The organism is Pseudomonas sp. FW507-12TSA, assembly GCF_058781435.1.
Genome location: NZ_JBYSWT010000001.1, coordinates 50,786 through 74,355 on the forward strand (window position 1 = coordinate 50,786; position 23,570 = coordinate 74,355).

Consider the following 23,570-nt stretch of genomic DNA (forward strand, 5'->3'; position numbering starts at 1 on the left):
CCTCAAATCCACCCGCCAGGTCAGCGCCGACCGCCCTGCGGTTGCCCCGCCGGAAAGGCGCGGATTATCCTCCGTGCATTTTCCAGACTCGATCAGGACGACGCCATTCATGCCCGCCAGCCTCCAGCACGCCGCCAGCGACCGGCACCCCGCTTCCTATTACGCCGCCAGCAGCCTGCCACAACCGGACTATCCGGCCCTGGCCGGCGAGCAGGTCGCGGATGTATGCGTGGTCGGCGGCGGCTTCTCGGGGCTCAACACCGCGCTGGAGCTGGCCGAGCGCGGCCTCAGCGTGGTTCTGCTGGAAGCCCGGCGAATCGGCTGGGGCGCCAGTGGGCGCAATGGCGGGCAATTGATTCGCGGCGTCGGCCACGGCCTGGAGCAGTTCACCAAGGTGATCGGCAGCGAAGGCGTGCGGCAGATGAAACTCATGGGCCTGGAGGCGGTGGAGATCGTCCGCCAGCGCATCGAGCGTTTCCAGATCCCTTGCGACCTGACCTGGGGTTACTGCGACCTGGCCAACAAACCCGCCGAGCTCGAAGGCTTTGCCGGAGAAGCCGAGGAACTGCGCAGCCTTGGCTATCGCCACGAGACCCGTCTGCTGCAGGCCAGCGAAATGCACAGCGTGGTGGGCTCCAAGCGCTACGTCGGCGGCCTGGTCGACATGGGCTCCGGCCACCTGCACCCGCTGAACCTGGCCCTGGGCGAGGCCCAGGCCGCGCAACGGCTGGGGGTGCGCCTGTTCGAACATTCGTGCGTGACCCGCATCGACTACGGGGCCGAGGTCAAGGTGCATGCGGCCCGCGGCACGGTGCGCGCCAAGACCCTGGTGCTGGGCTGCAACGCCTATCTCAACGACCTCAATCCGCAACTGGGCGGCAAGGTCCTGCCGGCCGGCAGCTACATCATCGCCACCGAGCCCCTGAGCCCGGACCAGGCCCAAGAGCTGTTGCCACAGAACATGGCCGTCTGCGACCAGCGAGTGGCCCTGGACTACTACCGGCTCTCGGCCGACCGGCGCCTGCTGTTCGGTGGCGCCTGCCACTACTCCGGGCGCGACCCCAAGGATATCGCCGCCTACATGCGGCCGAAGATGCTGGACGTGTTCCCGCAGCTGTCCGCCGTGAAGATCGACTACCAGTGGGGCGGGATGATCGGCATCGGCGCCAACCGCCTGCCGCAGATCGGCCGGCTCAAGGACCAGCCCAATGTGTATTACGCCCAGGCCTACTCGGGCCATGGAGTGAATGCCACGCACCTGGCGGGCAAGCTGTTGGGCGAAGCCATCAGCGGCCAGCACGGTGGGGGGTTCGACCTGTTCGACAAGGTGCCGCACATCACCTTCCCCGGCGGCAAGCACCTGCGTTCGCCACTGCTGGCCCTGGGCATGCTCTGGCATCGCCTGAAAGAACTGGCCTGAACACCAGGAACCTTCCCCGCTGCCAGGGCCAAGGGCCCCTGGCAGGCAAGCGCCGCTACCGCCGCCAGAAGGGCTTGAGCCCTTCTTCCCGGGCTTCGTCAGGGCTCAGGCCGATATCCCGCAACTGCTCGGCCGGCATCTCCAGCAGGGCCCTGCGCGTGCTCAGCCGATGCCAGTACAAGCCCCAGCGGCCAAGGCCGGAAGGCGCGGAACGGGACGATGCTCGCTCCACTGCCTGTTCCTGCTCCGCCACCAGTTCCTGACTGTGTAACGACAGCCGCACATCGCTCAAGCCGCTCATCTGCATCGCTCCTGTTGCTCAAGTTGCCATGAGCCGACATGATGCGTGGCAAGCAAAAACCGATACAGAGCCAAAGCATCTGTATTAACTCCATACAGATTTAGCCAGAATCCTGCTGAATCCTGGATTTTTTGCCGATCTGTACCGGTCCTCACGCCCACCACTACGAGGCAACAGCATGACCCTCTATGTGAATCTCGCCGAACTCCTGGGCACCCGCATCGAACAGGGCTTCTACCGACCCGGCGACCGGCTGCCGTCGGTGCGTGCCTTGAGCCTCGAGCATGGAGTCAGCCTGAGCACGGTGCAGCAGGCCTATCGCCTGCTCGAGGACAACGGCCTGGCGATGCCCAAGCCCAAGTCGGGATATTTCGTGCCGCCCAGCCGCGAGCTGCCGGCCCTGCCCGCAGTGGGCCGCCCGGCCCAGCGGCCGGTGGAGATTTCCCAGTGGGACCAGGTGCTGGAGCTGGTCCGCGCAGTGCCGCGCAAGGACGTGGTGCAGCTGGGACGCGGCATGCCGGATATCACCACGCCGACCATGAAGCCGCTGCTGCGGGCCCTGGCCCGGCTCAGCCGCCGCCAGGACATGCCCGGCCTGCATTACGACAACATCTACGGCGTGCTGGAGCTGCGCGAGCAGGTCGCGCGGTTGATGCTGGATTCAGGCTGCCAGGTGGGAGCCAACGACCTGGTGATCACCACCGGTTGCCATGAAGCGCTGTCCACCAGCATCCGCGCCATCTGCCAGCCCGGGGATATCGTCGCCGTGGACTCGCCGAGCTTCCACGGCGCCATGCAGACCCTCAAGGGCCTGGGCATGAAGGCCCTGGAGATCCCCACCGACCCGGTCAGCGGCATCAGCCTGGAAGCCCTGGAGCTGGCCCTGGAGCAGTGGCCGATCAAGGCCATACAGTTGACCCCGAACTGCAACAACCCCCTGGGCTACATCATGCCCGAGCAGCGCAAGCGCGCCTTGCTGACCCTGGCCCAGCGCTTCGACGTGGCGATCATCGAGGACGATGTGTATGGCGAACTGGCCTACACCTACCCGCGTCCACGGACCATCAAGTCCTTCGACGATGATGGCCGCGTGCTGCTGTGCAGTTCGTTCTCGAAAACCCTGGCGCCGGGCCTGCGCATCGGCTGGGTAGCCCCCGGGCGCTACCTGGAACGGGTGCTGCACATGAAGTACATCAGCACCGGCTCCACGGCTCCGCAGCCCCAGGTGGCCATCGCCGAGTTCCTCAAGGGCGGCCATTTCGAGCCCCACCTGCGCAAGATGCGCAACCAGTACCAGCGCAACCGCGACCTGATGCTGGACTGGGTCAGCCGCTACTTTCCCGCCGGCACCCGCGCCAGCCGCCCGCAAGGCAGCTTCCTGCTGTGGATCGAACTTCCCGAGCGCTTCGACTCTCTGAAGCTCAACCGCATCCTGCTGGACCAGGGGGTGCAGATCGCCGTGGGCAGCATCTTTTCCGCCTCGGGCAAATACCGCAATTGCCTGCGGATGAACTACGCTGCCAAGCCAACCCCGCAGGTCGAGGACGCGGTACGCAAGGTCGGCGCCGCGGCCAGCCAGCTACTCAGCGACATCCAGGACTGACGCCTGCCCCTTTCGTTCCAAGCCAGGCATGTACCCCGTGCAGTGATACGAGATGACCCGACTTGAGCCGTAAACAGGCGTTCTCCTTGCTTCTGCTGCTGGGCCTCGGGCTCGGCGGCTGCGCCACTCCACAAACGCCACCCCGGCCCAGCCAGGCCCTGGCCGCCACTGACTCGGCGTTCGCCCAATCGATCAAGGCCCAGGCCGCTCCCTACCAAGGGCGCTCGGGCTTCCGCCTGCTGCCCAACAGCACCGAGGCGTTCATGGCCCGCGCCGAATTAATTCGCCGGGCGCAAAGCAGCCTCGACCTGCAGTACTACATCCTCCACGACGGCATCAGCACACGGATGCTGGTGGACGAACTGCTCAAGGCCGCCGATCGCGGCGTGCGGGTGCGCATCTTGCTGGACGACACCACCAGCGACGGCCTGGACCAGATCATCGCCACCCTGGCGGCCCACCCGCAGATCCAGATCCGCCTGTTCAACCCCCTGCACCTGGGGCGCAGCACCGTCCTCACCCGCTCCATGGGCCGCCTGTTCAACCTCTCGCAGCAACATCGGCGAATGCACAACAAGCTGTGGCTGGCCGACAACAGCGTGGCCATCGTCGGTGGGCGCAACCTGGGGGATGAGTACTTCGATGCCGAGCCCAACCTGAACTTCACCGACATCGACATGCTCAGCGTCGGCCCGGTGGCCGAGCAGTTGGGCCACAGCTTCGACCAATACTGGAACAGCGTCCTGAGCAAGCCGGTGGATGAGTTCCTGTCCCGGGCCCCATCGGCCAACGACCTGGACAACACCCGGCTACGCCTGGAGCAATCGCTGCAGGACAGTCGCCGGCAGAACCAGGCGCTGTATCGACAGCTGATGGCCTACCAGACCCAGCCGCGCATGGAGCTCTGGCGCAGGGAACTGATCTGGGCCTGGAACCAGACGCTGTGGGACGCGCCGGCCAAGGTCCTGGCCAAGGGCGACCCCGATCCGCAACTGTTGCTGACCACCCAGTTGGCACCGGAACTACGGCGCGTGAGCCAGGAGCTGATCATGGTCTCGGCCTACTTCGTCCCCGGCCAGTCCGGCCTGGTATACCTGACGGGCCGCGCCGATGCCGGGGTCGCGGTGAGCTTGCTGACCAACTCCCTGGAAGCCACCGATGTCCCGGTGGTGCATGGCGGCTACGCACCCTATCGCAAGGCACTGCTGGAGCACGGGGTCAAGCTCTACGAGCTGCGACGCCAGCCTGGAGAGCGCGGCGGCAGCGGGCCCAGGCTGTTTCACGGTGGCTCCATCCATGGCTCGGACTCCAGCCTGCACAGCAAGGCGATGATCTTCGACCAGCGCAAGAGCTTCATCGGCTCGTTCAATTTCGACCCGCGCTCGGTGTTGTGGAACACCGAGGTCGGGGTGCTGGTGGACAGTCCGGAGCTGGCCGGGCACGTGCGCGAGCTGGCCCGGCAGGGGATGGCCCCGGCCCTGAGCTACGAGGTCAGGCTGGAGGATGGCAAGCTGACCTGGGTCACCGAGGACCAGGGCCGGCTGCACAGCCTGGATCACGAGCCTGGCAGCTGGTGGCGCCGGATCAACGCCTGGCTGAGCACCCGCATCGGCCTGGAACGCATGCTCTAGCCACTACGAGGGCTGGGCCTGGGGGCTACCGAAGGCGCCTGGGCGCAGCAGCAGGAGCAGCAACCCGAAGGCACCGGCCGCCACCAGCAGCAACATGGCATGGCCGCTGACCCACTGGCTGCCCGCTCCCGCCACCAGGGGACCGACCAGGCAGCCGATCCCCCAGAGCTGGGCCACATGGGCATTGGCCCGTACCAGTGCATCGTCGCGATAGCGCTCGCCGATCAGGATCAGCGACAGGGTGAACAAGCCGCCGGCGCTGGCGCCGAACAGCACCCACAGCGGCCAGATCAGCCAGCGATTATCCAGCAGCAGCGGAATGGCCAGGCTGGAACACAGCAGGATCACCGCACAGCCGGTGAACAACCCACGGCGCGATATCCGGTCGGCCAGGGCGCCGATCGGCAGTTGCAGCAGGGCATCGCCCACCACCACGGTACTGACCATCGCCAGGGCGATGTCCTCGCTGAAACCCTGGCTCAGGCAATACACCGGCAACAGGGTGAGGATCAGCGCCTCGAAGGTGGCGAACAGCGCCACCGCCCAGCCAATCGCCGGCAATGCCTTGCAGAAGTGCCAGAGGCCCACCAGGGTCACGCTGCACGACTCGGTGGCCGGGGCACCGCTGCGGCCCAGCAGGAACAAGGGCGCCACCGCCAGCAGGCCGACCGACACCCAGAAGCCGTAGTCATGCTCGGTGCCCAACACTCCCAGCAGCAAGGGTCCGGCCAGCTGGCTCAGGGCGTAGCCGCTGCCATACAGCGCCACCAGGCGCCCGCGCCACTGCTCCACAACCAGCTGGTTGATCCAGCTTTCCCCGAGCACGAAGATGATGGTCAGCACCATGCCCAGGATCAGCCGCAGCACCAGCCACACCGGGTAGCTGGGCAACAGCGCCAGCAAGCCGATGGACACCGCCCCCGCCCAAAGGCACAGGCGCATCAGGCTGGCGGTGCCAAGGCGGGCCGCCAGGCGATTGGAAATCTTCGCCCCGAGCAATACGCCGATAGCCGGCATCGCCGCGACCACGCCGATGGCAAAGGGCCCGTAGCCCCAGCCTTCGAGGCGGAAGGACACCAGCGGCATGGTCATGCCCAGGGCCAGGCCCACGCTCAGGACAGCGGATAAAACGGCGAAATAGGTCGCCCAACGCATTTCCACGCTCCTGTGGATCATTGTTCTGCAAGGCACAGACAACACAGCCGGACTTCCCTTGCGGAAAGCCCGGCTGCGCTACGATCGCCCGCCCCTTCAGGGACGGACTGGACACAAGGGACTCAGAGCTTGATCCAGGTCGCCTTCAGCTCGGTGTACTTGTCGAATGCGTGCAACGACTTGTCACGGCCGTTGCCCGATTGCTTGAAGCCACCGAACGGCGCGGTCATGTCGCCACCGTCGTACTGGTTGACCCATACACTGCCGGCGCGCAAGGCCCGGGCAGCCTGGTGGGCCTTGGAGATGTTCGCGGTCCACACCGCTGCCGCCAGCCCGTAAGGGGTATCGTTGGCGATCTGGATCGCTTCTTCCGCAGTGTCGAAGGTGATGACCGACAGCACCGGGCCGAAGATCTCTTCCTGGGCGATCTTCATGGCGTTGCTGACGCCGTCGAAGATCGTCGGCTCGACGTAGGTGCCGCCGGTTTCCTCCAGGGTGCGCTTGCCGCCGACCAGCAGCTTGGCGCCGTCGGCGTGGCCGGCCTCGATGTAGGACAGCACGGTGTTCATCTGCTGGGTATCCACCAGGGCTCCGACATTGGTGGCCGGGTCCAGCGGGTTGCCCGGTTTCCAGGCCTTGAGGGCCTCGAGCACCATGGGCAGGAACTTGTCCTTGATGGAGCGCTCCACCAGCAGGCGGGAGCCGGCGGTGCAGACTTCGCCCTGGTTGAAGGCAATGGCACTGGCCGCGGATTCGGCGGCGGCCTGCAGGTCGGGGGCATCGGCGAACACGATGTTCGGACTCTTGCCGCCGGCCTCGAGCCAGACGCGCTTCATGTTCGACTCGCCGGAGTACACCAGCAGCTGCTTGGCGATCTTGGTGGAACCGGTGAACACCAGGGTGTCCACGTCCATGTGCAGGGCCAGGGCCTTGCCGACGGTATGGCCGTAGCCTGGCAGCACGTTGAATACACCGGCGGGAATGCCGGCTTCAACCGCCAGGGCAGCGATACGGATCGCGGTCAGTGGCGATTTCTCCGATGGCTTGAGGATTATCGAGTTGCCGGTGGACAACGCCGGCCCCAGCTTCCAGCAGGCCATCATCAGCGGGAAGTTCCACGGCACGATGGCCGCGACCACGCCCACTGGCTCACGGGTGACCAGGCCCAGCTGGTCATGGGGAGTGGCGGCGACTTCGTCGTAGATCTTGTCGATGGCCTCGCCGCTCCAGCTCAGGGCCTGCGCCGCGCCGGGAACGTCGATCTCCAGGGAGTCGGTGATGGGCTTGCCCATGTCCAGGGTTTCCAGGAGGGCCAGCTCCTGGGCGTGCTGCTTGAGCAGGCCGGCGAAACGGATCATCACCGACTTGCGCTTGGCCGGGGCCAGGCGCGACCAGGCACCGGAGTTGAAGGTAGCGCGGGCATTTTCCACCGCGCGCTGGGCGTCTGCCGCATCGCAACTGGCGATGGTGGCCAGCACACGACCGTCTACCGGGCTGATGCATTCGAAGGTTTGATTGGAAACCGAAGCGGTGTATTCACCGTTGATATAGGCGCGGCCTTCGATCTTCAGTTCCCGGGCGCGTTGTTCCCAGTCGGCACGAGTCAGGGTGGTCATGCGAGTAGCCTCCTCTTGTTGTGGATGCAAGCGCCACGCGAACGACGCTGGCACTCTTGAAGAATTCTGCCCGGCCAGCCTGTCTTCGGCCCGAGGCACTCGCCACCCTAAACCAGCGGGACCGGTACTTTCAATATATTTGACAGAGCCCGGGCAAACCGGATTGCTATGTGCATTTTAATAAACATAGACTCTGCCCTTCATAGCCACTCGCGCCGTAATCACGGGGGAATCCAGCAATGAGCATCCACAACGTCGTCGACTTCAGCCAGGCCGCCACCGAGGTCGAACGCTATCGGCCCGCCGCAGAAAAGATCCTCAAGGGCGACCCCGAGCAAGCGGTGCTCAACCACTACGCCAGCCCTTGCGGCCAACTCAATGCCGGGATCTGGGAAGGCGCCGTAGGCCAGTGGACGGTGAACTTCACCGAGCATGAATACTGCGAGATCCTGCAGGGTGTGTCGGTCCTGCGCGACAACGACGGCAACGCCAAGACCCTGCGCGCGGGCGACCGTTTCGTGATCCCGGCCGGCTTCAGGGGCACCTGGGAAGTGCTGGAACCCTGCCGCAAGGTCTACGTGGCCTTCGAACAGAAAGCCTGAATCGCAGGCACAAAAAAACCCGCTTGAAGGCGGGTTTTTTTGTCAGAAGAAAAATCAATTACTTGATTTTGCCTTCTTTGTAGATCACGTGCTTACGAACAACCGGATCGTATTTCTTGATCTCGATTTTGTCCGGAGTAGTACGCTTGTTCTTGTCGGTAGTGTAGAAGTGACCAGTACCGGCGCTCGAGATCAAACGAATCAATTCACGCATGATTAGCTCCCTTAAACCTTGCCGCCATCGCGACGGATGTCGACCAGAACGGCGTCGATACCGCGCTTGTCGATGATACGCATGCCTTTGGCAGATACGCGCAGACGCACGAAACGTTTCTCGGACTCAACCCAGAAGCGGTGATGCTGCAGGTTCGGCAGGAAACGACGACGGGTTTTGTTGTTTGCGTGGGAAATGTTATTCCCAGTCACCGGACCCTTACCGGTAACTTGACAGACTCTAGACATGCCTCAGCCCTCTAAAACCACATGCCCAACCCGGCATGGGTTGGCCGCTTAATCTCTCAGTCATTTGGCGCCAGGCGCCGCGTTTCTTTAGGGTCTTACCGGCTACGCCTGCAGGTGCAAGGAACCGGGCCCCTAGAAAAGAGCGCTGCTTTATACCAGAAAGACCCCATAGCAACAACAGCCGCTGCGCTCGGGATGATGAAAAGTACTGATTTTCTTGCGCCGGACGCCTGCGGCAAAGGCTACCGCAGAAAATGACCACTCGTCGCTGAATACTTTCCAGACGCCGCCAACGCTGCAGGGCAACCCTCCCGCAGGCCCACAGGCAGCCTCCAGGTGGCAGTTGGACGGTACGAAAGGGATAGTCATTTTCCCACGAGGTCACTAGGGTAAGGCAATTCCAGACTGCACTCGCAGATGGGCTTTCGATCTGCACAAGGAACCCGACCATGCGTCTTGCCGCCCTCCCGCTCCTGCTCGCCCCCCTCCTGAGCCCATTGGCCCAGGCCGCCGCGCTGAGCGTCTGCACCGAAGCCAGCCCGGAAGGCTTCGACGTGGTGCAATACAACTCGCTGACCACCACCAACGCTTCCGCCGACGTATTGATGAACCGCCTGGTGGAGTTCGATGCCAGTAGCGGCAAGGTGGTCCCCAGCCTGGCCGACAGCTGGGAGATTTCGTCCGATGGGCTGACCTATGTGTTCAAGCTGCATCCGAAGGTGAAATTCCACCGCACCGAATACTTCAGCCCCAGCCGCGAGATGACCGCCGAGGACGTCAAGTTCAGCTTCGAACGCATGCTCGACCCGGCCAACCCCTGGCACCAGGTGGCCCAGAGCGGCTTCCCCCACGCCCAGTCCCTGCAGCTTCCCGGCCTGATCAGGAAGATCGACGCCCTGGACCCGCTGACCGTGCGCTTCACCCTGGACCATGCCGACTCCACCTTCCTCGCCACCTTGAGCATGGGTTTCGCCTCGATCTATTCCGCGGAATACGCCGACCAGCTGCTCAAGGCCGGCACCCCGGAAAAGCTCAACAGCCAACCGATCGGCAGCGGGCCGTTCATCTTCGGCCGCTTCCAGAAGGACGCCGCGATCCGCTACAAGGCCAACCGCGACTACTTCGCCGGCAAGCCGGCAGTGGACACGCTGATCTTCGCCATCACTCCGGATGCCAACGTGCGCCTGCAGAAACTGCGGCGCAACGAATGCCAGATCGCCTTGTCGCCCAAGCCCCTGGATGTCCAGGCCGCCAGCGCCGACCCAGCCCTGAAGGTCGAGCACACCGCGGCCTTCATGACCGCCTTCGTCGCCATCAACAGCCAGCACCCGCCACTGGATAAACCCGAGGTGCGCCAGGCGATCAACCTGGCATTCGACAAGGCCAACTACCTCAAGGCAGTCTTCGAAGGTACTGCCGAAGCGGCCAATGGCCCCTACCCGCCCAACACCTGGAGCTACGCCAAGGAACTGCCGGGCTACGCCTTCGATCCTGAAAAAGCCCGCCAGCTCCTGGCCAAGGCCGGGCTCAAGAGCGGCTTCCAGACCACCATCTGGACCCGCCCTTCCGGCAGCCTGCTCAACCCCAACCCGAGCCTGGGCGCACAAATGCTCCAGTCGGACCTGGCCCAGGTGGGGATCCAGGCGGAGATCCGCGTGATCGAATGGGGCGAACTGATCCGCCGGGCCAAGGCTGGCGAGCACGACCTGCTGTTCATGGGCTGGGCCGGCGACAACGGCGACCCGGATAACTTCCTCTCGCCACAGTTCACCTGCGCGGCGGTCAAGTCCGGGACCAACTTCGCCCGCTATTGCGACCAGAACCTGGACAAGCTGATCACCGCGGGCAAGACCACCAGCGAGCAAGGCGTGCGCAGCAAGCTATACCAGCAGGCCCAGACCCAGATCCAGCAGCAGGCGCTATGGCTGCCCCTGGCCCACCCGACCGCCTTCGCCCTGGCTCGCAAGCAGGTCCAGGGCTACCAGGTAAGCCCCTTCGGCCGCCAGGACTACTCCAAGGTCAGCCTCCGCTAGCCTCCCCCTACCCACCATGGCAAGCCCCGGGGTAGCGGGCTTGCCTCGGGTTCAGAGCCAGCCGTACTCGGCCATCGACAGCGGATCGCCCTCGCCGATGATGAAGTGATCCAGCACCCTGACATCGATCAGTTCCAATGCCTGCTGCAAGCGCCGGGTGACCACCCGGTCCGCAGGGCTGGGATCGGAAATGCCCGACGGGTGGTTGTGGCAGAGGATCACCGCCGCGGCGTTGTGGGCCAGGGTGCGCTTGATCACCTGGCGCGGATGCACCGTGGTGCTATCGATCGAGCCATGGAACAGGATCTCGAACGCCAGGACCCGATGCTTGGTGTCCAGGAACAGGCAGCCGAACACCTCATGGGGTTCGTGCCGCAGCATCGACTTCAGGTAATCGCGCACCACCAGTGGGTTTTCCAACGCGGAGTGCCGATGCAGCTCCTGCGCGAGGTTGCGCCGGGCCATTTCCAGCACGGCCTGCAACTGCGCATATTTGGCCGGTCCCAACCCCGGCTGGCGGGTAAAGGTCAGCTGGTCCGCCTCCAACAGGCTGCGCAAGCTGCCAAAACGCTGCAACAGCAGCCGGGCCAGGTCGACCGCGCTCCTGCCGGCGATACCGGTACGCAGGAAGATCGCCAGCAACTCGGCATCGGAAAGGCTGAGCGCGCCCTGCTCCAGAAGCCGTTCCCGCGGGCGCTCCGCCGCGGGCCAATCACGAATGCTCATCACACCTCCCTGTGCATGGCGCCGCTGTTCCATGGCGGACGCTGTGCTATCTTAGCCCCCCTCTTTTTTGCGTGGTATTTCACCTGGGGAGGGGAACTCCACGCAGTAATCTCTGAACGGAAAGACAGGCCTATGCAGCGGCTGTATCGCAAACGCATCGTGCTCGGCGTCGGTGGCGGCATTGCCGCCTACAAGAGCGCGGAGCTGGTTCGCCGACTCCTCGACCAGGGCGCCGAAGTGCGCGTGGTCATGACCCGGGGCGGCTGTGAATTCATCACCCCGCTGACCCTCCAGGCCCTCTCCGGGCATCCGGTCCACCTCGACCTGCTGGACCCGGCGGCCGAAGCCGCCATGGGCCATATCGAGCTGGCCAAGTGGGCCGACCTGGTGCTGATCGCCCCGGCCACGGCCGACCTGATCGCCCGCCTGGCCCAGGGCATCGCCGATGACCTGCTGACCACCCTGGTCCTGGCCACCGACGCCACCGTGGCCATCGCCCCGGCCATGAACCAGGCCATGTGGCGCGATCCTGCCACCCAGGCCAACACCCAGCTCCTGCAGAGCCGCGGCCTGCGAGTATTCGGCCCGGCCTCCGGCAGCCAGGCCTGCGGCGATGTCGGCCTGGGCCGCATGCTCGAAGCCAACGACCTGGCACTGTGCGCCGCCGACTGCTTCCAGCACCAGGCCCTGACCGGCAAGCATGTACTGATCACCGCCGGGCCGACCCAGGAAAACATCGACCCGGTGCGCTACATCACCAACCATAGCTCAGGGAAAATGGGCTTCGCCCTGGCCGAGGCCGCCGTCGAAGCCGGCGCCCGGGTCACCCTGATCACCGGACCAGTGCACCTGCCAACCCCCGACCGAGTCACGCGGATCGACGTCGTCAGCGCTCGCGACATGCTGGCGGCCTGCGAGGCGGCCATTCCATGCGACATTTTCATCGCCTCTGCGGCGGTCGCGGATTACCGCCCGGAAGTCGTTGCCCCACAAAAATTAAAGAAAGACCCTACGAACGGTGACGGCCTGCTGCTGCAAATGGTGCGCAATCCGGACATCCTGGCCACCATCGCCACCCGTCCTGACCGCCCATTCAGCGTCGGCTTCGCCGCCGAGACCGAACACCTGCTCGACTACGCTGCACGCAAACTGAAGGACAAGAACCTCGACCTGATCGTCGCCAACGACGTGGCCAACCCGAGCATTGGCTTCAACAGCGAGGAAAACGCCTGCAGCGTGATTGACCGAGAGTTGCACGCAACCCTCTTCGCCCAGACCAGCAAGGGCAAGATTGCCCGCCAGCTGATCTCCTTCATCGCCGAACGGCTGAACCAGGTTTAACTCGCATGCACGCTTTACAAGCCAAGATCCTCGACCCACGCATCGGTAGCGAATTCCCCCTGCCGCAGTACGCCACGCCAGGCTCCGCCGGCCTCGACCTGCGCGCCATGCTCAAGGAAGACACCGTACTGGAGCCGGGCCAGACCTTGCTGATCCCTACTGGCCTGTCGGTCTACATCGGCGACCCGGGCCTGGCCGCCCTGATCCTGCCCCGCTCCGGCCTGGGCCACAAACACGGCATCGTGCTGGGTAACCTCGTGGGCCTGATCGACTCGGACTACCAGGGCGAACTGATGGTGTCCTGCTGGAACCGAGGCCAGAGTGCCTTCAACATCGCTGTCGGCGAGCGTATCGCCCAGCTGGTGCTGGTACCTGTGGTCCAGGCCCACTTCGAGGTGGTCGAGGCGTTCGATGAGAGCCAGCGCGGAGCTGGCGGTTTCGGCCACTCCGGCAGCCATTGAGGCTGGCTGCGGGCCGGGCGCCCTGCCCGGCCCGATCATCTCACCTGGGAAATTTCAGGATGAACGATCGTCGGTCATCGCCGACGAATCCGCCCCAACCGCCCCGGCTTCAGGCTGATGGCACACCAGCCATAACCCCCCGATGGCACTTTCGCAGTACGAACTCTATGCTGAAAACGCCGTCATACCCTTCAGTTTGAGCCTGCCGGCCTGTCATTCCACGGCCGTACCGCACCCCCTTCAGATGGAGCACCCTCAGTGATGAGCACCGCAGCCAAAGTCGCCCCGAAACTTCCCGACAGCATCTTCCGCGCCTACGACATCCGTGGCGTTGTACCGGAAACCCTGAACGCCGAAACCGCCTACTGGATCGGCCGCGCCATCGGCTCCCAGAGCCTGGCCCAGGGCGAACCCAACGTTTGCGTCGGCCGTGACGGCCGCCTGTCCGGACCAGAACTGGTGGCTCAGCTGATCCAGGGCCTGCATGACAGCGGCTGCCACGTCAGCGATGTCGGCCTGGTTCCGACCCCGGCCTTGTACTACGCAGCCAACGTACTGGCTGGCAAATCCGGGGTGATGCTCACCGGCAGCCACAACCCGTCGAACTACAACGGCTTCAAGATCGTCATCGCTGGCGACACCCTGGCCAACGAACAGATCCAGGCCCTGCACGAGCGCCTCAAGAGCAACAACCTGAGCAGCGCCCAGGGCAGTGTCACCAAGGTCGATATCCTGCCGCGCTATCTCGAGGAGATCACCCGGGACGTGAAGCTGGCCCGTCGCATGAAGGTGGTGGTCGATTGCGGCAACGGCGCCGCCGGGGTCATTGCCCCGCAACTGATCGAGGCCCTGAACTGCGAAGTCATCCCGCTGTTCTGCGAGGTGGATGGCAACTTCCCCAACCACCACCCGGACCCGGGCAAACCCGAGAACCTCGAGGACCTGATCGCCAAGGTCAAGGAAACCGGGGCCGACCTGGGCCTGGCCTTCGACGGCGATGGCGACCGGGTCGGGGTAGTGACCAACACCGGCAGCATCGTCTTCCCCGATCGCCTGCTGATGCTCTTCGCCAAGGATGTGGTGGGGCGCAACCCGGACGCGGAAATCATCTTCGACGTCAAATGCACCCGGCGCCTGGTTCCACTGATCAAGGAATATGGCGGCCGTCCGCTAATGTGGAAAACCGGTCACTCGTTGATCAAGAAGAAAATGAAGCAGACCGGCGCCCTGCTGGCCGGCGAGATGAGCGGCCACGTGTTCTTCAAGGAGCGCTGGTTCGGTTTCGATGACGGCATCTACAGCGCGGCACGCCTGCTGGAGATCCTCAGCCAGGAAAAAACCACTTCGGAAGAGTTGTTCGCCACCTTCCCGAACGATATTTCCACGCCGGAAATCAATATCCATGTGACCGAAGAGAGCAAATTCAGCATCATTGATGCCTTGCACGACGCACAGTGGGGCGAGGGTGCCAACCTGACCACCATTGACGGGGTGCGAGTCGACTATGCCAAGGGCTGGGGACTGGTTCGCGCCTCCAATACCACCCCTGTGCTGGTACTGCGCTTCGAGGCTGACAATGCAGCCGAACTGCAGCGGATTAAGGACGTGTTCCATGTCCAACTGAAACGTGTTGCACCTGATCTCCAACTACCGTTTTGATTGTTTGAAGCACCGGAGCCCTGAATGACCATCGAACGCGACGCCGCCGCCAATACCGCCAAGGTCCTATCCGAAGCGCTGCCTTATATCCGCCGTTATGTCGGCAAGACCCTGGTGATCAAGTACGGCGGCAACGCTATGGAAAGCGAGGAGCTGAAAACCGGCTTCGCCCGCGACATCGTGTTGATGAAGGCTGTAGGGATAAACCCGGTGGTAGTACACGGCGGTGGACCGCAAATCGGCGACCTGCTCAAGCGCCTGTCGATCGAAAGCCACTTCGTCGATGGCATGCGCGTGACCGATGCGCAGACCATGGACGTGGTGGAGATGGTCCTCGGTGGCCAGGTGAACAAGGACATCGTCAACCTGATCAACCGCCATGGCGGCAGCGCCATCGGCCTGACCGGCAAGGATGCCGAGCTGATCCGGGCCAGGAAGCTCACCGTGACCCGCCAGACGCCGGAAATGACCACCCCGGAAATCATCGACATCGGCCATGTGGGCGAAGTGGAAGGCATCAATACCGACCTGCTGAACCTGCTGGTCAAGGGTGATTTCATCCCGGTGATCGCACCGATCGGCGTGGGTGCCAATGGCGAGTCCTACAATATCAACGCCGACCTGGTGGCTGGCAAGGTGGCCGAGGCCCTGAAAGCCGAGAAGCTGATGCTGCTGACCAACATCGCCGGCCTGATGGACAAGTCGGGCAAGGTCTTGACCGGCCTGAGCACCCAGCAAGTGGACGAGCTGATCGCCGACGGCACCATCTACGGCGGCATGCTGCCGAAGATCCGCTGCGCCCTGGAAGCGGTACAGGGCGGCGTGGGCAGCTCGCTGATCATCGATGGTCGCGTGCCCAACGCGATCCTGCTGGAGATCTTCACCGACACCGGCGTGGGCACCTTGATCAGCAATCGCAAGCGCCCTTGAAGCAGCAATGAAAAAGACCCCGCCGGGCTTTGCCTGGCGGGGTCTTTTTTTGCGTCTTCTGCAGGAGCTGAGCTTGTCCGCGATATCGGCGCACCAGGCAGGCCGCTATCACGGGCAGGCCTCGCAGCAATACTCAGACGCCGAATTGCGCGCGATAGGCTTCCACCGCCGGCAGGTGCTGCTTGAGCTGCGGATCGTCCGCCAGGAACTCCAGGACCTGGTTCAGCGAGACGATGCTTACCACCGGGATGCCGAAGTCGCGCTCGACTTCCTGGATCGCCGACAGCTCGCCGTTACCGCGCTCCTGGCGGTTCAGGGCGATCAGTACGCCGGCCGCCCTGGCGCCGTCCTGGGAGCCGATGATCTGCATCACTTCACGAATGGCCGTACCGGCAGTGATCACGTCATCGATGATCAGTACATCGCCGGTCAACGGCGCGCCCACCAGGCTGCCACCCTCGCCATGGGCCTTAGCTTCCTTGCGGTTGAAGCACCAGGGCAGGTCGCGCTGGTGATGCTCGGCCAGGGCGACTGCGGTCGCCGCTGCCAGGGGAATGCCCTTGTAGGCCGGCCCGAACAGCACATCGAAGGAAATGCCGCTGTCGACGATCGCCGCAGCATAGAAACGCCCCAGCTGGGCCAGGGCCGTGCCGCTGTTGAACAGGCCGGCATTGAAGAAGTAGGGGCTGGTACGCCCGGACTTCAGGGTGAACTCACCGAAGCGCAAAACCCCGCGATCGATGGCAAAACGAATGAAATCGCGCTGATACGCCTGCATGAAAAAACCCCAGATACCACGGATTTAGCTAATTAGGTAGAGCTCGGGTATCATACACGCACGTGATTTTTGGGGCCATTTATGCGGATCATCAGTGTGAACGTCAATGGTATTCAGGCTGCAGTCGAGCGCGGTTTGCTCAGTTGGCTGCAGGCACAGAATGCCGACGTCATCTGCCTGCAGGACACCCGCGCCTCCGCCTTTGAACTGGACGACCCAGCCTTCCAACTGGACGGCTACTTCCTTTATGCCTGCGATGCTGAAGTTCCCGCCCAAGGTGGCGTGGCTTTGTACTCGCGGTTGCAGCCGAAGGCGGTCATCAGCGGCCTCGGCTTTGAAACAGCCGATCGTTACGGGCGCTACCTGCAAGCCGATTTCGACAAGGTCAGCATCGCGACCTTGCTGCTTCCATCAGGGCAGAACGGCGATGAAGACTTGAACCAGAAGTTCAAGTTAATGGACGACTTCGCCCGTTACCTGGACAAGCAGCGGCGCAAGCGGCGCGAGTACATCTACTGTGGCTCGTTGTACGTGGCGCAACAGAAGCTGGACATCAAGAACTGGCGTGACAGCCAGCAGTCTCCGGGCTTCCTGGCGCCCGAACGCGCCTGGATGGACGAGATCATCGGGAATATGGGTTATGTCGACGCCCTGCGCGAAGTCAGCCGTGAAGGCGACCAGTACAGCTGGTGGCCGGACAACGAGCAGGCCGAGATGCTCAACCTGGGCTGGCGCTTCGACTACCAGCTGCTGACTCCCGGCCTGCGGCGCTTCGTGCGTAGCGCGCGCCTGCCGCGCCAGCCGCGCTTCTCGCAGCACGCACCGCTGATCGTGGACTATGACTGGACGCTGACCATCTAAGCGTCCTTGCATACCCCACAAAAAAGCCGACATCAGTGTCGGCTTTTTTGTGCTCGCTCGATCTACTTGACCAGCCGCCAGGTGAAGGGATACCGATAAGGCACGCCCTCCCCGGCCTTGACGCCGCCGATGATGGTCAGCACCAGGGCGCCCAACGCCAGCAGGCCGAACAGGACGAAGCCGATCAGCACGAACATCAGCAGGAAGCACACCGCCGAGGCTATGGCGACCGTCAACTGGAAGTTCAACGCCTCCTTGCCCTGGGCGTCGATGAAGGGGTCGGTCTCGCGCTTCATCTGCCAGAGGATCAGCGGCCCGATCAGCGTACCGAACGGAATCCATAGCCCCAGCAAGGCAGACAGGTGACAGAACATCGCCCATTGCCGAACCTCATGGCTCGGCGTAGGCAGCGGAAGTTGCTCATCACTCATAACGCTCTCCTTGCCATGGCCGCCTGGATCAATCGGCGAGGGCGGCCTGTTGCAGTTGGAAGATCTCGGTCATGCCCTGCTGGGCCAAGGCCAGCATCGCATTCAGTTCGGCCGGCTGGAACGGCGCGCCTTCGGCAGTGCCCTGGACCTCGATGAAACCACCCGTGCTGGTCATCACCACGTTGAGGTCGGTTTCAGCCGCCGAATCTTCAAGATAGTCCAAGTCCAGCACCGGCTCGCCCTGGTACATGCCCACCGAGACCGCGGCGATCATCTGCTTGAGCGGGTCACCGCCCTTGAGGCCACCACGCTTCTTGATCACTTTCAGGGCGTCCACCAGGGCCACCATGGCGCCAGTGATGGATGCGGTACGGGTACCGCCATCGGCCTGGATCACATCGCAATCGACATACAAGGTGATGTCGCCAAGCTTGGACATGTCCAGCGCAGCACGCAGCGAACGGCCGATCAAGCGCTGGATCTCCAGGGTCCGGCCGCCCTGCTTGCCACGGCTGGCTTCACGCTGGTTACGTTCACCGGTGGAGCGCGGCAGCATGCCGTATTCGGCGGTCAGCCAACCCTGGCCCTGGCCCTTGAGGAAGCGCGGCACGCCGTTCTCGACGCTGACCGTGCAGATCACTTTGGTATCGCCAAACTCGACCAGTACGGATCCCTCGGCGTGTTTGGTGTAGTTGCGGGTGATGCGGATCGAGCGAAGCTGATCGGCAGCGCGACCACTTGGACGTTTCATAGAGGAACACCTGTACGAGGACGGAAAACTGCCGAACATTATAAGGCCCGCGACCGCGCCAGGGCAGACCAAAAACCGCCAAAGGTCAATTTGCCCCGGCAAAGCCCTGTCACTATGAGCCCACGCCAGGGTTTGGGGGCTCCCACCGCACTGCGCTACAATCCTGCGCCTTCGCAGCCTGTCGGCTTTAATTCATCACTATCAGCCCACCCAATCCATTCATGGTTGGCGCCGGCGCTGAATCGGAGGGACCTCCATGGTGCACAGCATGACCGCCTTCGCCCGGGTAGAACGGGCCGGCACCCAAGGCACCCTGAGCTGGGAATTGCGCTCGGTCAACAGTCGCTACCTGGAACCGCACCTGCGCCTGCCTGAAGCCTTTCGCGACCTGGAAGGCGCGGTCCGCGAGGCCCTGCGCCAGGGCTTGTCGCGAGGCAAGGTCGAGTGCACCCTGCGCTTCACCGAGGAAACCACCGGCAAGCCGCTGCAGGTCGACCGCGAGCGCGCCGCGCAGCTGGTGGCCGCCGCCGAGTCCGTTGCCGGCCTGATCAAGCAACCAGCCGCGCTCAACCCCCTGGAAGTCCTGGCCTGGCCCGGAGTCCTGGTCGCGGATGCCAACGACCCGCAGGCCCTGAACAACGACGCCCTGGCGCTGTTCAACCAAGGCCTGAAGGAATTGAAGAATGGCCGCGAGCGCGAAGGCGCCGAGCTGGCCCGGCTGATCAACGAGCGCCTGTCCTCTATAGAAGAAGACGTGGCGACCCTGCGCGAACTGGTTCCACAGATGCTCGCGACGCAGCGGCAGAAGATCCTCGATCGCTTCGCCGACATGCAAGCCGAGCTGGACCCGACTCGTCTCGAGCAGGAGATGGTCCTGCTGGCGCAGAAGAGCGACGTCGCCGAAGAACTGGATCGCCTGAGCACGCACATCATCGAAGTTCGCCGTGTACTCAAGTCCGGCGGCGCCGCCGGCCGGCGCCTGGACTTCCTGATGCAGGAGCTCAATCGCGAAGCCAACACACTGGGCTCCAAGGCCTTCGACCCGCGCAGCACCCAGGCTGCGGTCAACCTCAAGGTGTTGATCGAGCAGATGCGCGAACAAGTGCAGAACATTGAGTAAGGCAACTGACATGACCCACAGCACCGGCACCCTGTACATCATTTCCGCCCCCTCGGGCGCGGGCAAGACCAGCCTGGTCAAGGCCCTGATCGACGCCGATGCCAGCATCCGCGTCTCGATCTCCCACACTACCCGCGCCATGCGCCCGGGCGAGACCAACGGGGTGAACTACCACTTCGTCGAGCGCGAAGAGTTCGTGCGGATGATCGAGCACGGCGACTTCCTCGAGCGCGCCGAGGTCTTCGGCAACCTCTACGGGACCTCCCAGAGCCATCTGCAGCAAACCCTGGACGAAGGCCACGACCTGATCCTGGAAATCGACTGGCAAGGCGCCGAGCAGGTGCGCAAGCTGATGCCCCAGGCCCGCTCGATCTTCATCCTGCCGCCATCCCAGCAAGCCTTGCGCCAGCGCCTGACCAATCGCGGCCAGGACAGCGACGAGATCATCGAAGGCCGGATGCGTGAAGCGGTCAGCGAGATGAGCCACTACGTCGACTACGACTACCTGATCATCAACGACGACTTCGCCCATGCCCTGGACGACCTGAAAGCGATTTTCCGCACCAACCAGCTGCAGCAGAAGCGCCAGCAACAGCGTTTCGGCAAATTGCTGGCTGAATTGCTGGGTTGAAAACAGCACTTCCCAAAACCGCTGCAAGCGCTTTACATTGGTGCTTGCAGCGCGTTGAAGGGCTTGGTCAAAAAATCAGCGCTTCCCTAAACGCTGGTGATTTTTTAAACTGTTGAGTCCGCTCGCCCATCCGGGCACCGCGCCTATCGCATTTGCTACGAGGAAGACCATGGCCCGCGTAACCGTTGAAGACTGCCTAGAACACGTGGATAACCGCTTTGAGCTGGTCATGCTCTCTACCAAGCGTGCCCGTCAGCTGGCCACCGGCGGCAAAGAGCCGAAAGTAGCATGGGAAAACGACAAGCCTACCGTTGTCGCCCTGCGCGAAATCGCTGAAGGCCTGATCGACTATGCAGCCATCGCCGAAGCCGAGATCGTTGAAGACGAGCCGCTTTTCGCTGCTTTCGAGGACGAGTCCAACGAGGCCGTCTGAGCCTATGCCTGGTCGACGTAGCACGGCGCGGGATCACAGCCTACGGCAGGAGACATCATGCCGAGCATAGACGCCCTCGCCGATCGCTTATCGACCTATCTCGGCACGGACCAGGTGAACCTGGTCCGCCGAGCGTATTTCTACGCCGAACAAGCCCATGACGGTCAACGCCGTCGCAGCGGCGAGGCGTACGTCACGCACCCACTGGCGGTAGCGAACATTCTTGCCGACATGCACATGGATCATCAGAGCCTGATGGCCGCGATGCTGCATGACGTGATCGAAGACACCGGCATCGCCAAGGAAGCGCTCAGCGCCCAGTTCGGCGAGACCGTGGCCGAATTGGTCGACGGGGTCAGCAAACTGACCCAGATGAACTTCGAGACCAAGGCCGAAGCCCAGGCCGAGAACTTCCAGAAGATGGCCATGGCCATGGCTCGCGATATCCGCGTGATCCTGGTCAAGCTGGCCGACCGCCTGCACAACATGCGCACCCTGGAAGTGCTGTCCGGCGAGAAACGCCGGCGGATCGCCAAGGAAACCCTGGAAATCTACGCACCCATTGCCAACCGCCTGGGCATGCATACCGTGCGCATCGAGTTCGAGGACCTGGGCTTCAAGGCCATGCACCCGATGCGCTCCGCGCGGATCTACCAGGCGGTCAAGCGCGCCCGGGGCAACCGCAAGGAAATCGTCAACAAGATCGAAGAGTCCCTGGGCCACTGCCTGGCCATCGACGGCATCCAGGGCGAAGTCAGCGGCCGCCAGAAGCACCTCTACGGTATCTACAAGAAAATGCGCGGCAAGCGCCGGGCCTTCAACGAGATCATGGATGTCTACGCGTTCCGGATCATCGTCGACAAGGTCGATACCTGCTATCGCGTGCTCGGCGCCGTACACAACCTGTACAAGCCGCTGCCCGGGCGCTTCAAGGACTACATCGCCATTCCCAAGGCCAACGGCTACCAGTCGCTGCATACCACGCTGTTCGGCATGCACGGGGTTCCGATCGAGATCCAGATCCGCACCCGCGAAATGGAAGAGATGGCCAACAACGGCATCGCAGCCCACTGGCTGTACAAGTCCAGCGGCGACGAGCAGCCCAAGGGCACCCACGCCCGCGCCCGCCAATGGGTCAAGGGCGTCCTGGAGATGCAGCAACGGGCCGGCAACTCCCTGGAATTCATCGAAAGCGTGAAGATCGACCTGTTCCCGGACGAGGTCTACGTCTTCACGCCCAAGGGCCGGATCATGGAGCTGCCCAAGGGCTCCACGGCAGTCGACTTCGCCTACGCGGTGCACACGGACGTGGGCAACAGCTGCATCGCCTGCCGCATCAATCGCCGCCTGGCGCCACTGTCCGAACCGCTGCAAAGTGGCTCGACCGTGGAAATCGTCAGTGCCCCGGGCGCCCGGCCGAACCCGGCCTGGCTCAACTTCGTGGTCACTGGCAAGGCCCGCACCCACATCCGCCATGCCCTCAAGCTGCAACGTCGCTCCGAGTCCATCAGCCTCGGTGAACGCCTGCTGAACAAGGTGCTCAACGGCTTCGACAGCGCCCTGGAGAAAATCCCGGCCGAGCGGATCCAGGCGATCCTCCACGAGTACCGCCTGGAACTGATCGAAGACCTGCTGGAAGACATCGGCCTGGGCAACCGCATGGCCTACGTCGTGGCCCGCCGCCTGCTGGGCGAGGGCGAACAGTTGCCGAGCCCAGAGGGCCCACTGGCCATCCGCGGCACCGAAGGCCTGGTCCTGAGCTATGCCAAATGCTGCACACCGATCCCGGGCGACCCCATCGTCGGCCACCTGTCGGCCGGCAAGGGAATGGTGGTGCACCTGGAAAACTGCCGCAACATCAGTGAAATCCGCCACAACCCGGAAAAATGCATCCAGCTTTCCTGGGCCAAGGATGTCACCGGCGAGTTCAACGTCGAACTGCGCGTCGAGCTGGAGCACCAGCGTGGCCTGATCGCCCTGCTGGCCAGTAGCGTCAACGCCGCCGACGGCAACATCGAGAAAATCAGCATGGACGAACGCGATGGCCGCATCAGCGTGGTCCAACTGGTGGTCAGCGTGCACGATCGCGTGCACCTGGCCCGCGTGATCAAGAAACTGCGCGCCCTGATCGGAGTCATCCGCATCACCCGCATGCGTGCCTAACCCGCCTCAAAGCCCGCCCATTACAAGGAGTCATTCATGACCAAGACCGTTATTACCAGCGACAAGGCCCCGGCCGCCATCGGCACCTACTCCCAGGCGATCAAGGCTGGCAACACCGTCTATATGTCGGGCCAGATCCCGCTGGATCCAAAGACCATGGAACTGGTCGAAGGCTTCGAAGCCCAGACCGTCCAGGTGTTCGAAAACCTCAAGTCGGTCGCCGAGGCTGCTGGTGGTTCGTTCAAGGACATCGTCAAGCTGAACATCTTCCTCACCGACCTGAGCCACTTCGCCAAGGTCAACGAGATCATGGGCAAGTACTTCGAACAGCCCTACCCAGCTCGCGCCGCCATCGGCGTGGCCGCCCTGCCAAAGGGCGCGCAGGTCGAAATGGATGCCATTCTGGTCATCGAGTGACACCCTCGGGGGGGGGGGGGGGGGCGCGGGCGGGGGGGGGGGGTT

At 63.5% G+C, this 23,570-nt stretch carries 23 protein-coding genes and 1 pseudogene; 15 read left to right on the forward strand and 9 right to left on the reverse strand.

Features of this window, described 5'->3' with window-relative positions:
- The first annotated feature begins 109 nt into the window (after positions 1-109).
- Entirely contained in the window at positions 110-1,420 is a 1,311-nt protein-coding gene (locus tag AC3WK8_RS00275; protein ID WP_103326386.1) for an NAD(P)/FAD-dependent oxidoreductase, read from the forward strand.
- 55 nt (positions 1,421-1,475) lie between these two features.
- On the opposite strand, the gene AC3WK8_RS00280 is transcribed toward AC3WK8_RS00275, so the two are convergent.
- On the reverse strand, positions 1,476-1,721 hold the full coding sequence (locus tag AC3WK8_RS00280) for a DUF1127 domain-containing protein (protein ID WP_053133659.1): 246 nt from the start codon (positions 1,719-1,721) through the stop codon (positions 1,476-1,478).
- A 178-nt stretch (positions 1,722-1,899) separates the two neighbouring features.
- On the opposite strand from AC3WK8_RS00280, the gene AC3WK8_RS00285 reads away from it, so the two are divergent.
- Together AC3WK8_RS00285 and AC3WK8_RS00290 are read left to right on the forward strand one after the other, a co-directional pair.
- Positions 1,900-3,324 (forward strand): aminotransferase-like domain-containing protein, encoded by a 1,425-nt coding sequence (locus AC3WK8_RS00285; protein WP_085594229.1) that lies wholly within the window; start codon positions 1,900-1,902, stop codon positions 3,322-3,324.
- Positions 3,325-3,386: 62 nt separating this feature from the next.
- On the forward strand, positions 3,387-4,955 hold the full coding sequence (locus AC3WK8_RS00290) for a phospholipase D family protein (RefSeq protein ID WP_103326385.1): 1,569 nt from the start codon (positions 3,387-3,389) through the stop codon (positions 4,953-4,955).
- Between the two features lie 3 nt (positions 4,956-4,958).
- On the opposite strand, the gene AC3WK8_RS00295 is transcribed toward AC3WK8_RS00290, so the two are convergent.
- The gene (locus tag AC3WK8_RS00295) at positions 4,959-6,110 is read right to left on the reverse strand and encodes an MFS transporter (protein WP_085594225.1); all 1,152 of its coding nucleotides are present in this window, start codon (positions 6,108-6,110) and stop codon (positions 4,959-4,961) included.
- A gap of 122 nt (positions 6,111-6,232) precedes the next feature.
- Positions 6,233-7,726, reverse strand: coding sequence for an aldehyde dehydrogenase (locus AC3WK8_RS00300; protein WP_103326384.1), 1,494 nt, complete (start codon positions 7,724-7,726; stop codon positions 6,233-6,235).
- A 239-nt stretch (positions 7,727-7,965) separates the two neighbouring features.
- Between AC3WK8_RS00300 and AC3WK8_RS00305 the strand changes: the two genes are divergently transcribed.
- On the forward strand, positions 7,966-8,328 hold the full coding sequence (locus AC3WK8_RS00305) for a cupin domain-containing protein (protein ID WP_022641832.1): 363 nt from the start codon (positions 7,966-7,968) through the stop codon (positions 8,326-8,328).
- 58 nt (positions 8,329-8,386) lie between these two features.
- Here the strand turns inward: AC3WK8_RS00305 and rpmG are convergent, their stop codons facing one another.
- A complete protein-coding gene (gene rpmG / locus AC3WK8_RS00310; protein WP_003177274.1) occupies positions 8,387-8,542 on the reverse strand; it encodes a 50S ribosomal protein L33 in 156 nt (51 codons plus the stop codon).
- 11 nt (positions 8,543-8,553) lie between these two features.
- Complete coding sequence (gene rpmB / locus AC3WK8_RS00315; RefSeq protein ID WP_031320695.1) at positions 8,554-8,790, reverse strand: 50S ribosomal protein L28; 237 nt, start codon at positions 8,788-8,790, stop codon at positions 8,554-8,556.
- A 449-nt stretch (positions 8,791-9,239) separates the two neighbouring features.
- Here rpmB and AC3WK8_RS00320 point away from each other — a divergent pair, with 449 nt between their 5' ends.
- Complete coding sequence (locus AC3WK8_RS00320) at positions 9,240-10,823, forward strand: ABC transporter substrate-binding protein (RefSeq protein WP_085594223.1); 1,584 nt, start codon at positions 9,240-9,242, stop codon at positions 10,821-10,823.
- 51 nt (positions 10,824-10,874) lie between these two features.
- Here the strand turns inward: AC3WK8_RS00320 and radC are convergent, their stop codons facing one another.
- A complete protein-coding gene (gene radC, locus AC3WK8_RS00325) occupies positions 10,875-11,549 on the reverse strand; it encodes a RadC family protein (protein ID WP_053133645.1) in 675 nt (224 codons plus the stop codon).
- A gap of 132 nt (positions 11,550-11,681) precedes the next feature.
- Here radC and coaBC point away from each other — a divergent pair, with 132 nt between their 5' ends.
- The 4 genes and pseudogenes from coaBC (at position 11,682) to argB (ending at position 15,940) form a co-directional block, all read left to right on the forward strand.
- A complete protein-coding gene (gene coaBC, locus AC3WK8_RS00330) occupies positions 11,682-12,890 on the forward strand; it encodes a bifunctional phosphopantothenoylcysteine decarboxylase/phosphopantothenate--cysteine ligase CoaBC (RefSeq protein ID WP_022641836.1) in 1,209 nt (402 codons plus the stop codon).
- Positions 12,891-12,895: 5 nt separating this feature from the next.
- Positions 12,896-13,351, forward strand: a complete 456-nt coding sequence (dut, locus tag AC3WK8_RS00335; RefSeq protein ID WP_022641837.1) for a dUTP diphosphatase — start codon at positions 12,896-12,898, stop codon at positions 13,349-13,351.
- Positions 13,352-13,609: 258 nt separating this feature from the next.
- Positions 13,610-15,010: pseudogene (locus tag AC3WK8_RS00340) on the forward strand (phosphomannomutase/phosphoglucomutase); the annotation flags it as partial.
- 24 nt (positions 15,011-15,034) lie between these two features.
- Positions 15,035-15,940, forward strand: a complete 906-nt coding sequence (argB, locus tag AC3WK8_RS00345; protein WP_085594219.1) for an acetylglutamate kinase — start codon at positions 15,035-15,037, stop codon at positions 15,938-15,940.
- Between the two features lie 133 nt (positions 15,941-16,073).
- On the opposite strand, the gene pyrE is transcribed toward argB, so the two are convergent.
- Complete coding sequence (gene pyrE / locus AC3WK8_RS00350; protein WP_022641841.1) at positions 16,074-16,718, reverse strand: orotate phosphoribosyltransferase; 645 nt, start codon at positions 16,716-16,718, stop codon at positions 16,074-16,076.
- 81 nt (positions 16,719-16,799) lie between these two features.
- Here pyrE and crc point away from each other — a divergent pair, with 81 nt between their 5' ends.
- A complete protein-coding gene (crc, locus tag AC3WK8_RS00355) occupies positions 16,800-17,579 on the forward strand; it encodes a catabolite repression control protein Crc (RefSeq protein ID WP_011064227.1) in 780 nt (259 codons plus the stop codon).
- Between the two features lie 62 nt (positions 17,580-17,641).
- On the opposite strand, the gene AC3WK8_RS00360 is transcribed toward crc, so the two are convergent.
- On the reverse strand, positions 17,642-18,010 hold the full coding sequence (locus AC3WK8_RS00360; RefSeq protein ID WP_085594216.1) for a DUF4870 domain-containing protein: 369 nt from the start codon (positions 18,008-18,010) through the stop codon (positions 17,642-17,644).
- A 28-nt stretch (positions 18,011-18,038) separates the two neighbouring features.
- Positions 18,039-18,761, reverse strand: coding sequence for a ribonuclease PH (rph, locus tag AC3WK8_RS00365; RefSeq protein ID WP_022641842.1), 723 nt, complete (start codon positions 18,759-18,761; stop codon positions 18,039-18,041).
- 256 nt (positions 18,762-19,017) lie between these two features.
- On the opposite strand from rph, the gene AC3WK8_RS00370 reads away from it, so the two are divergent.
- The 5 genes from AC3WK8_RS00370 to AC3WK8_RS00390 all read left to right on the forward strand — a co-directional run bounded on the left by AC3WK8_RS00370 (position 19,018) and on the right by AC3WK8_RS00390 (position 23,525).
- Entirely contained in the window at positions 19,018-19,881 is an 864-nt protein-coding gene (locus tag AC3WK8_RS00370; RefSeq protein ID WP_022641843.1) for a YicC/YloC family endoribonuclease, read from the forward strand.
- Between the two features lie 10 nt (positions 19,882-19,891).
- Positions 19,892-20,512 carry a guanylate kinase gene (gene gmk / locus AC3WK8_RS00375; protein ID WP_022641844.1) on the forward strand — a complete coding sequence of 207 codons (621 nt, stop codon included), beginning with the start codon at positions 19,892-19,894 and terminating at the stop codon, positions 20,510-20,512.
- Between the two features lie 169 nt (positions 20,513-20,681).
- Positions 20,682-20,945, forward strand: a complete 264-nt coding sequence (rpoZ, locus tag AC3WK8_RS00380) for a DNA-directed RNA polymerase subunit omega (protein WP_007921129.1) — start codon at positions 20,682-20,684, stop codon at positions 20,943-20,945.
- A gap of 57 nt (positions 20,946-21,002) precedes the next feature.
- Positions 21,003-23,108: a bifunctional GTP diphosphokinase/guanosine-3',5'-bis pyrophosphate 3'-pyrophosphohydrolase gene (gene spoT, locus AC3WK8_RS00385; RefSeq protein ID WP_022641846.1), complete on the forward strand. Its 2,106-nt coding sequence runs from the start codon at positions 21,003-21,005 to the stop codon at positions 23,106-23,108.
- A gap of 36 nt (positions 23,109-23,144) precedes the next feature.
- The gene (locus AC3WK8_RS00390) at positions 23,145-23,525 is read left to right on the forward strand and encodes a RidA family protein (RefSeq protein WP_003176922.1); all 381 of its coding nucleotides are present in this window, start codon (positions 23,145-23,147) and stop codon (positions 23,523-23,525) included.
- Positions 23,526-23,570: the final 45 nt, after the last annotated feature.

Coding starts and splice junctions, on each gene's coding strand:
- pyrE (WP_022641841.1), bottom strand. CDS start 16,718: ATGCAGGCGTATCAGCGCGATTTCATTCGTTTTGCCATCGATCGCGGG.
- rpmG (WP_003177274.1), bottom strand. CDS start 8,542: ATGCGTGAATTGATTCGTTTGATCTCGAGCGCCGGTACTGGTCACTTC.
- coaBC (WP_022641836.1), top strand. CDS start 11,682: ATGCAGCGGCTGTATCGCAAACGCATCGTGCTCGGCGTCGGTGGCGGC.
- AC3WK8_RS00275 (WP_103326386.1), top strand. CDS start 110: ATGCCCGCCAGCCTCCAGCACGCCGCCAGCGACCGGCACCCCGCTTCC.
- AC3WK8_RS00280 (WP_053133659.1), bottom strand. CDS start 1,721: ATGAGCGGCTTGAGCGATGTGCGGCTGTCGTTACACAGTCAGGAACTG.
- spoT (WP_022641846.1), top strand. CDS start 21,003: ATGCCGAGCATAGACGCCCTCGCCGATCGCTTATCGACCTATCTCGGC.
- AC3WK8_RS00360 (WP_085594216.1), bottom strand. CDS start 18,010: ATGAGTGATGAGCAACTTCCGCTGCCTACGCCGAGCCATGAGGTTCGG.
- crc (WP_011064227.1), top strand. CDS start 16,800: ATGCGGATCATCAGTGTGAACGTCAATGGTATTCAGGCTGCAGTCGAG.
- gmk (WP_022641844.1), top strand. CDS start 19,892: ATGACCCACAGCACCGGCACCCTGTACATCATTTCCGCCCCCTCGGGC.
- argB (WP_085594219.1), top strand. CDS start 15,035: ATGACCATCGAACGCGACGCCGCCGCCAATACCGCCAAGGTCCTATCC.
- AC3WK8_RS00285 (WP_085594229.1), top strand. CDS start 1,900: ATGACCCTCTATGTGAATCTCGCCGAACTCCTGGGCACCCGCATCGAA.
- radC (WP_053133645.1), bottom strand. CDS start 11,549: ATGAGCATTCGTGATTGGCCCGCGGCGGAGCGCCCGCGGGAACGGCTT.
- rph (WP_022641842.1), bottom strand. CDS start 18,761: ATGAAACGTCCAAGTGGTCGCGCTGCCGATCAGCTTCGCTCGATCCGC.
- rpmB (WP_031320695.1), bottom strand. CDS start 8,790: ATGTCTAGAGTCTGTCAAGTTACCGGTAAGGGTCCGGTGACTGGGAAT.
- AC3WK8_RS00370 (WP_022641843.1), top strand. CDS start 19,018: ATGGTGCACAGCATGACCGCCTTCGCCCGGGTAGAACGGGCCGGCACC.
- AC3WK8_RS00295 (WP_085594225.1), bottom strand. CDS start 6,110: ATGCGTTGGGCGACCTATTTCGCCGTTTTATCCGCTGTCCTGAGCGTG.
- dut (WP_022641837.1), top strand. CDS start 12,896: ATGCACGCTTTACAAGCCAAGATCCTCGACCCACGCATCGGTAGCGAA.
- AC3WK8_RS00390 (WP_003176922.1), top strand. CDS start 23,145: ATGACCAAGACCGTTATTACCAGCGACAAGGCCCCGGCCGCCATCGGC.
- AC3WK8_RS00305 (WP_022641832.1), top strand. CDS start 7,966: ATGAGCATCCACAACGTCGTCGACTTCAGCCAGGCCGCCACCGAGGTC.
- AC3WK8_RS00300 (WP_103326384.1), bottom strand. CDS start 7,726: ATGACCACCCTGACTCGTGCCGACTGGGAACAACGCGCCCGGGAACTG.
- AC3WK8_RS00320 (WP_085594223.1), top strand. CDS start 9,240: ATGCGTCTTGCCGCCCTCCCGCTCCTGCTCGCCCCCCTCCTGAGCCCA.
- rpoZ (WP_007921129.1), top strand. CDS start 20,682: ATGGCCCGCGTAACCGTTGAAGACTGCCTAGAACACGTGGATAACCGC.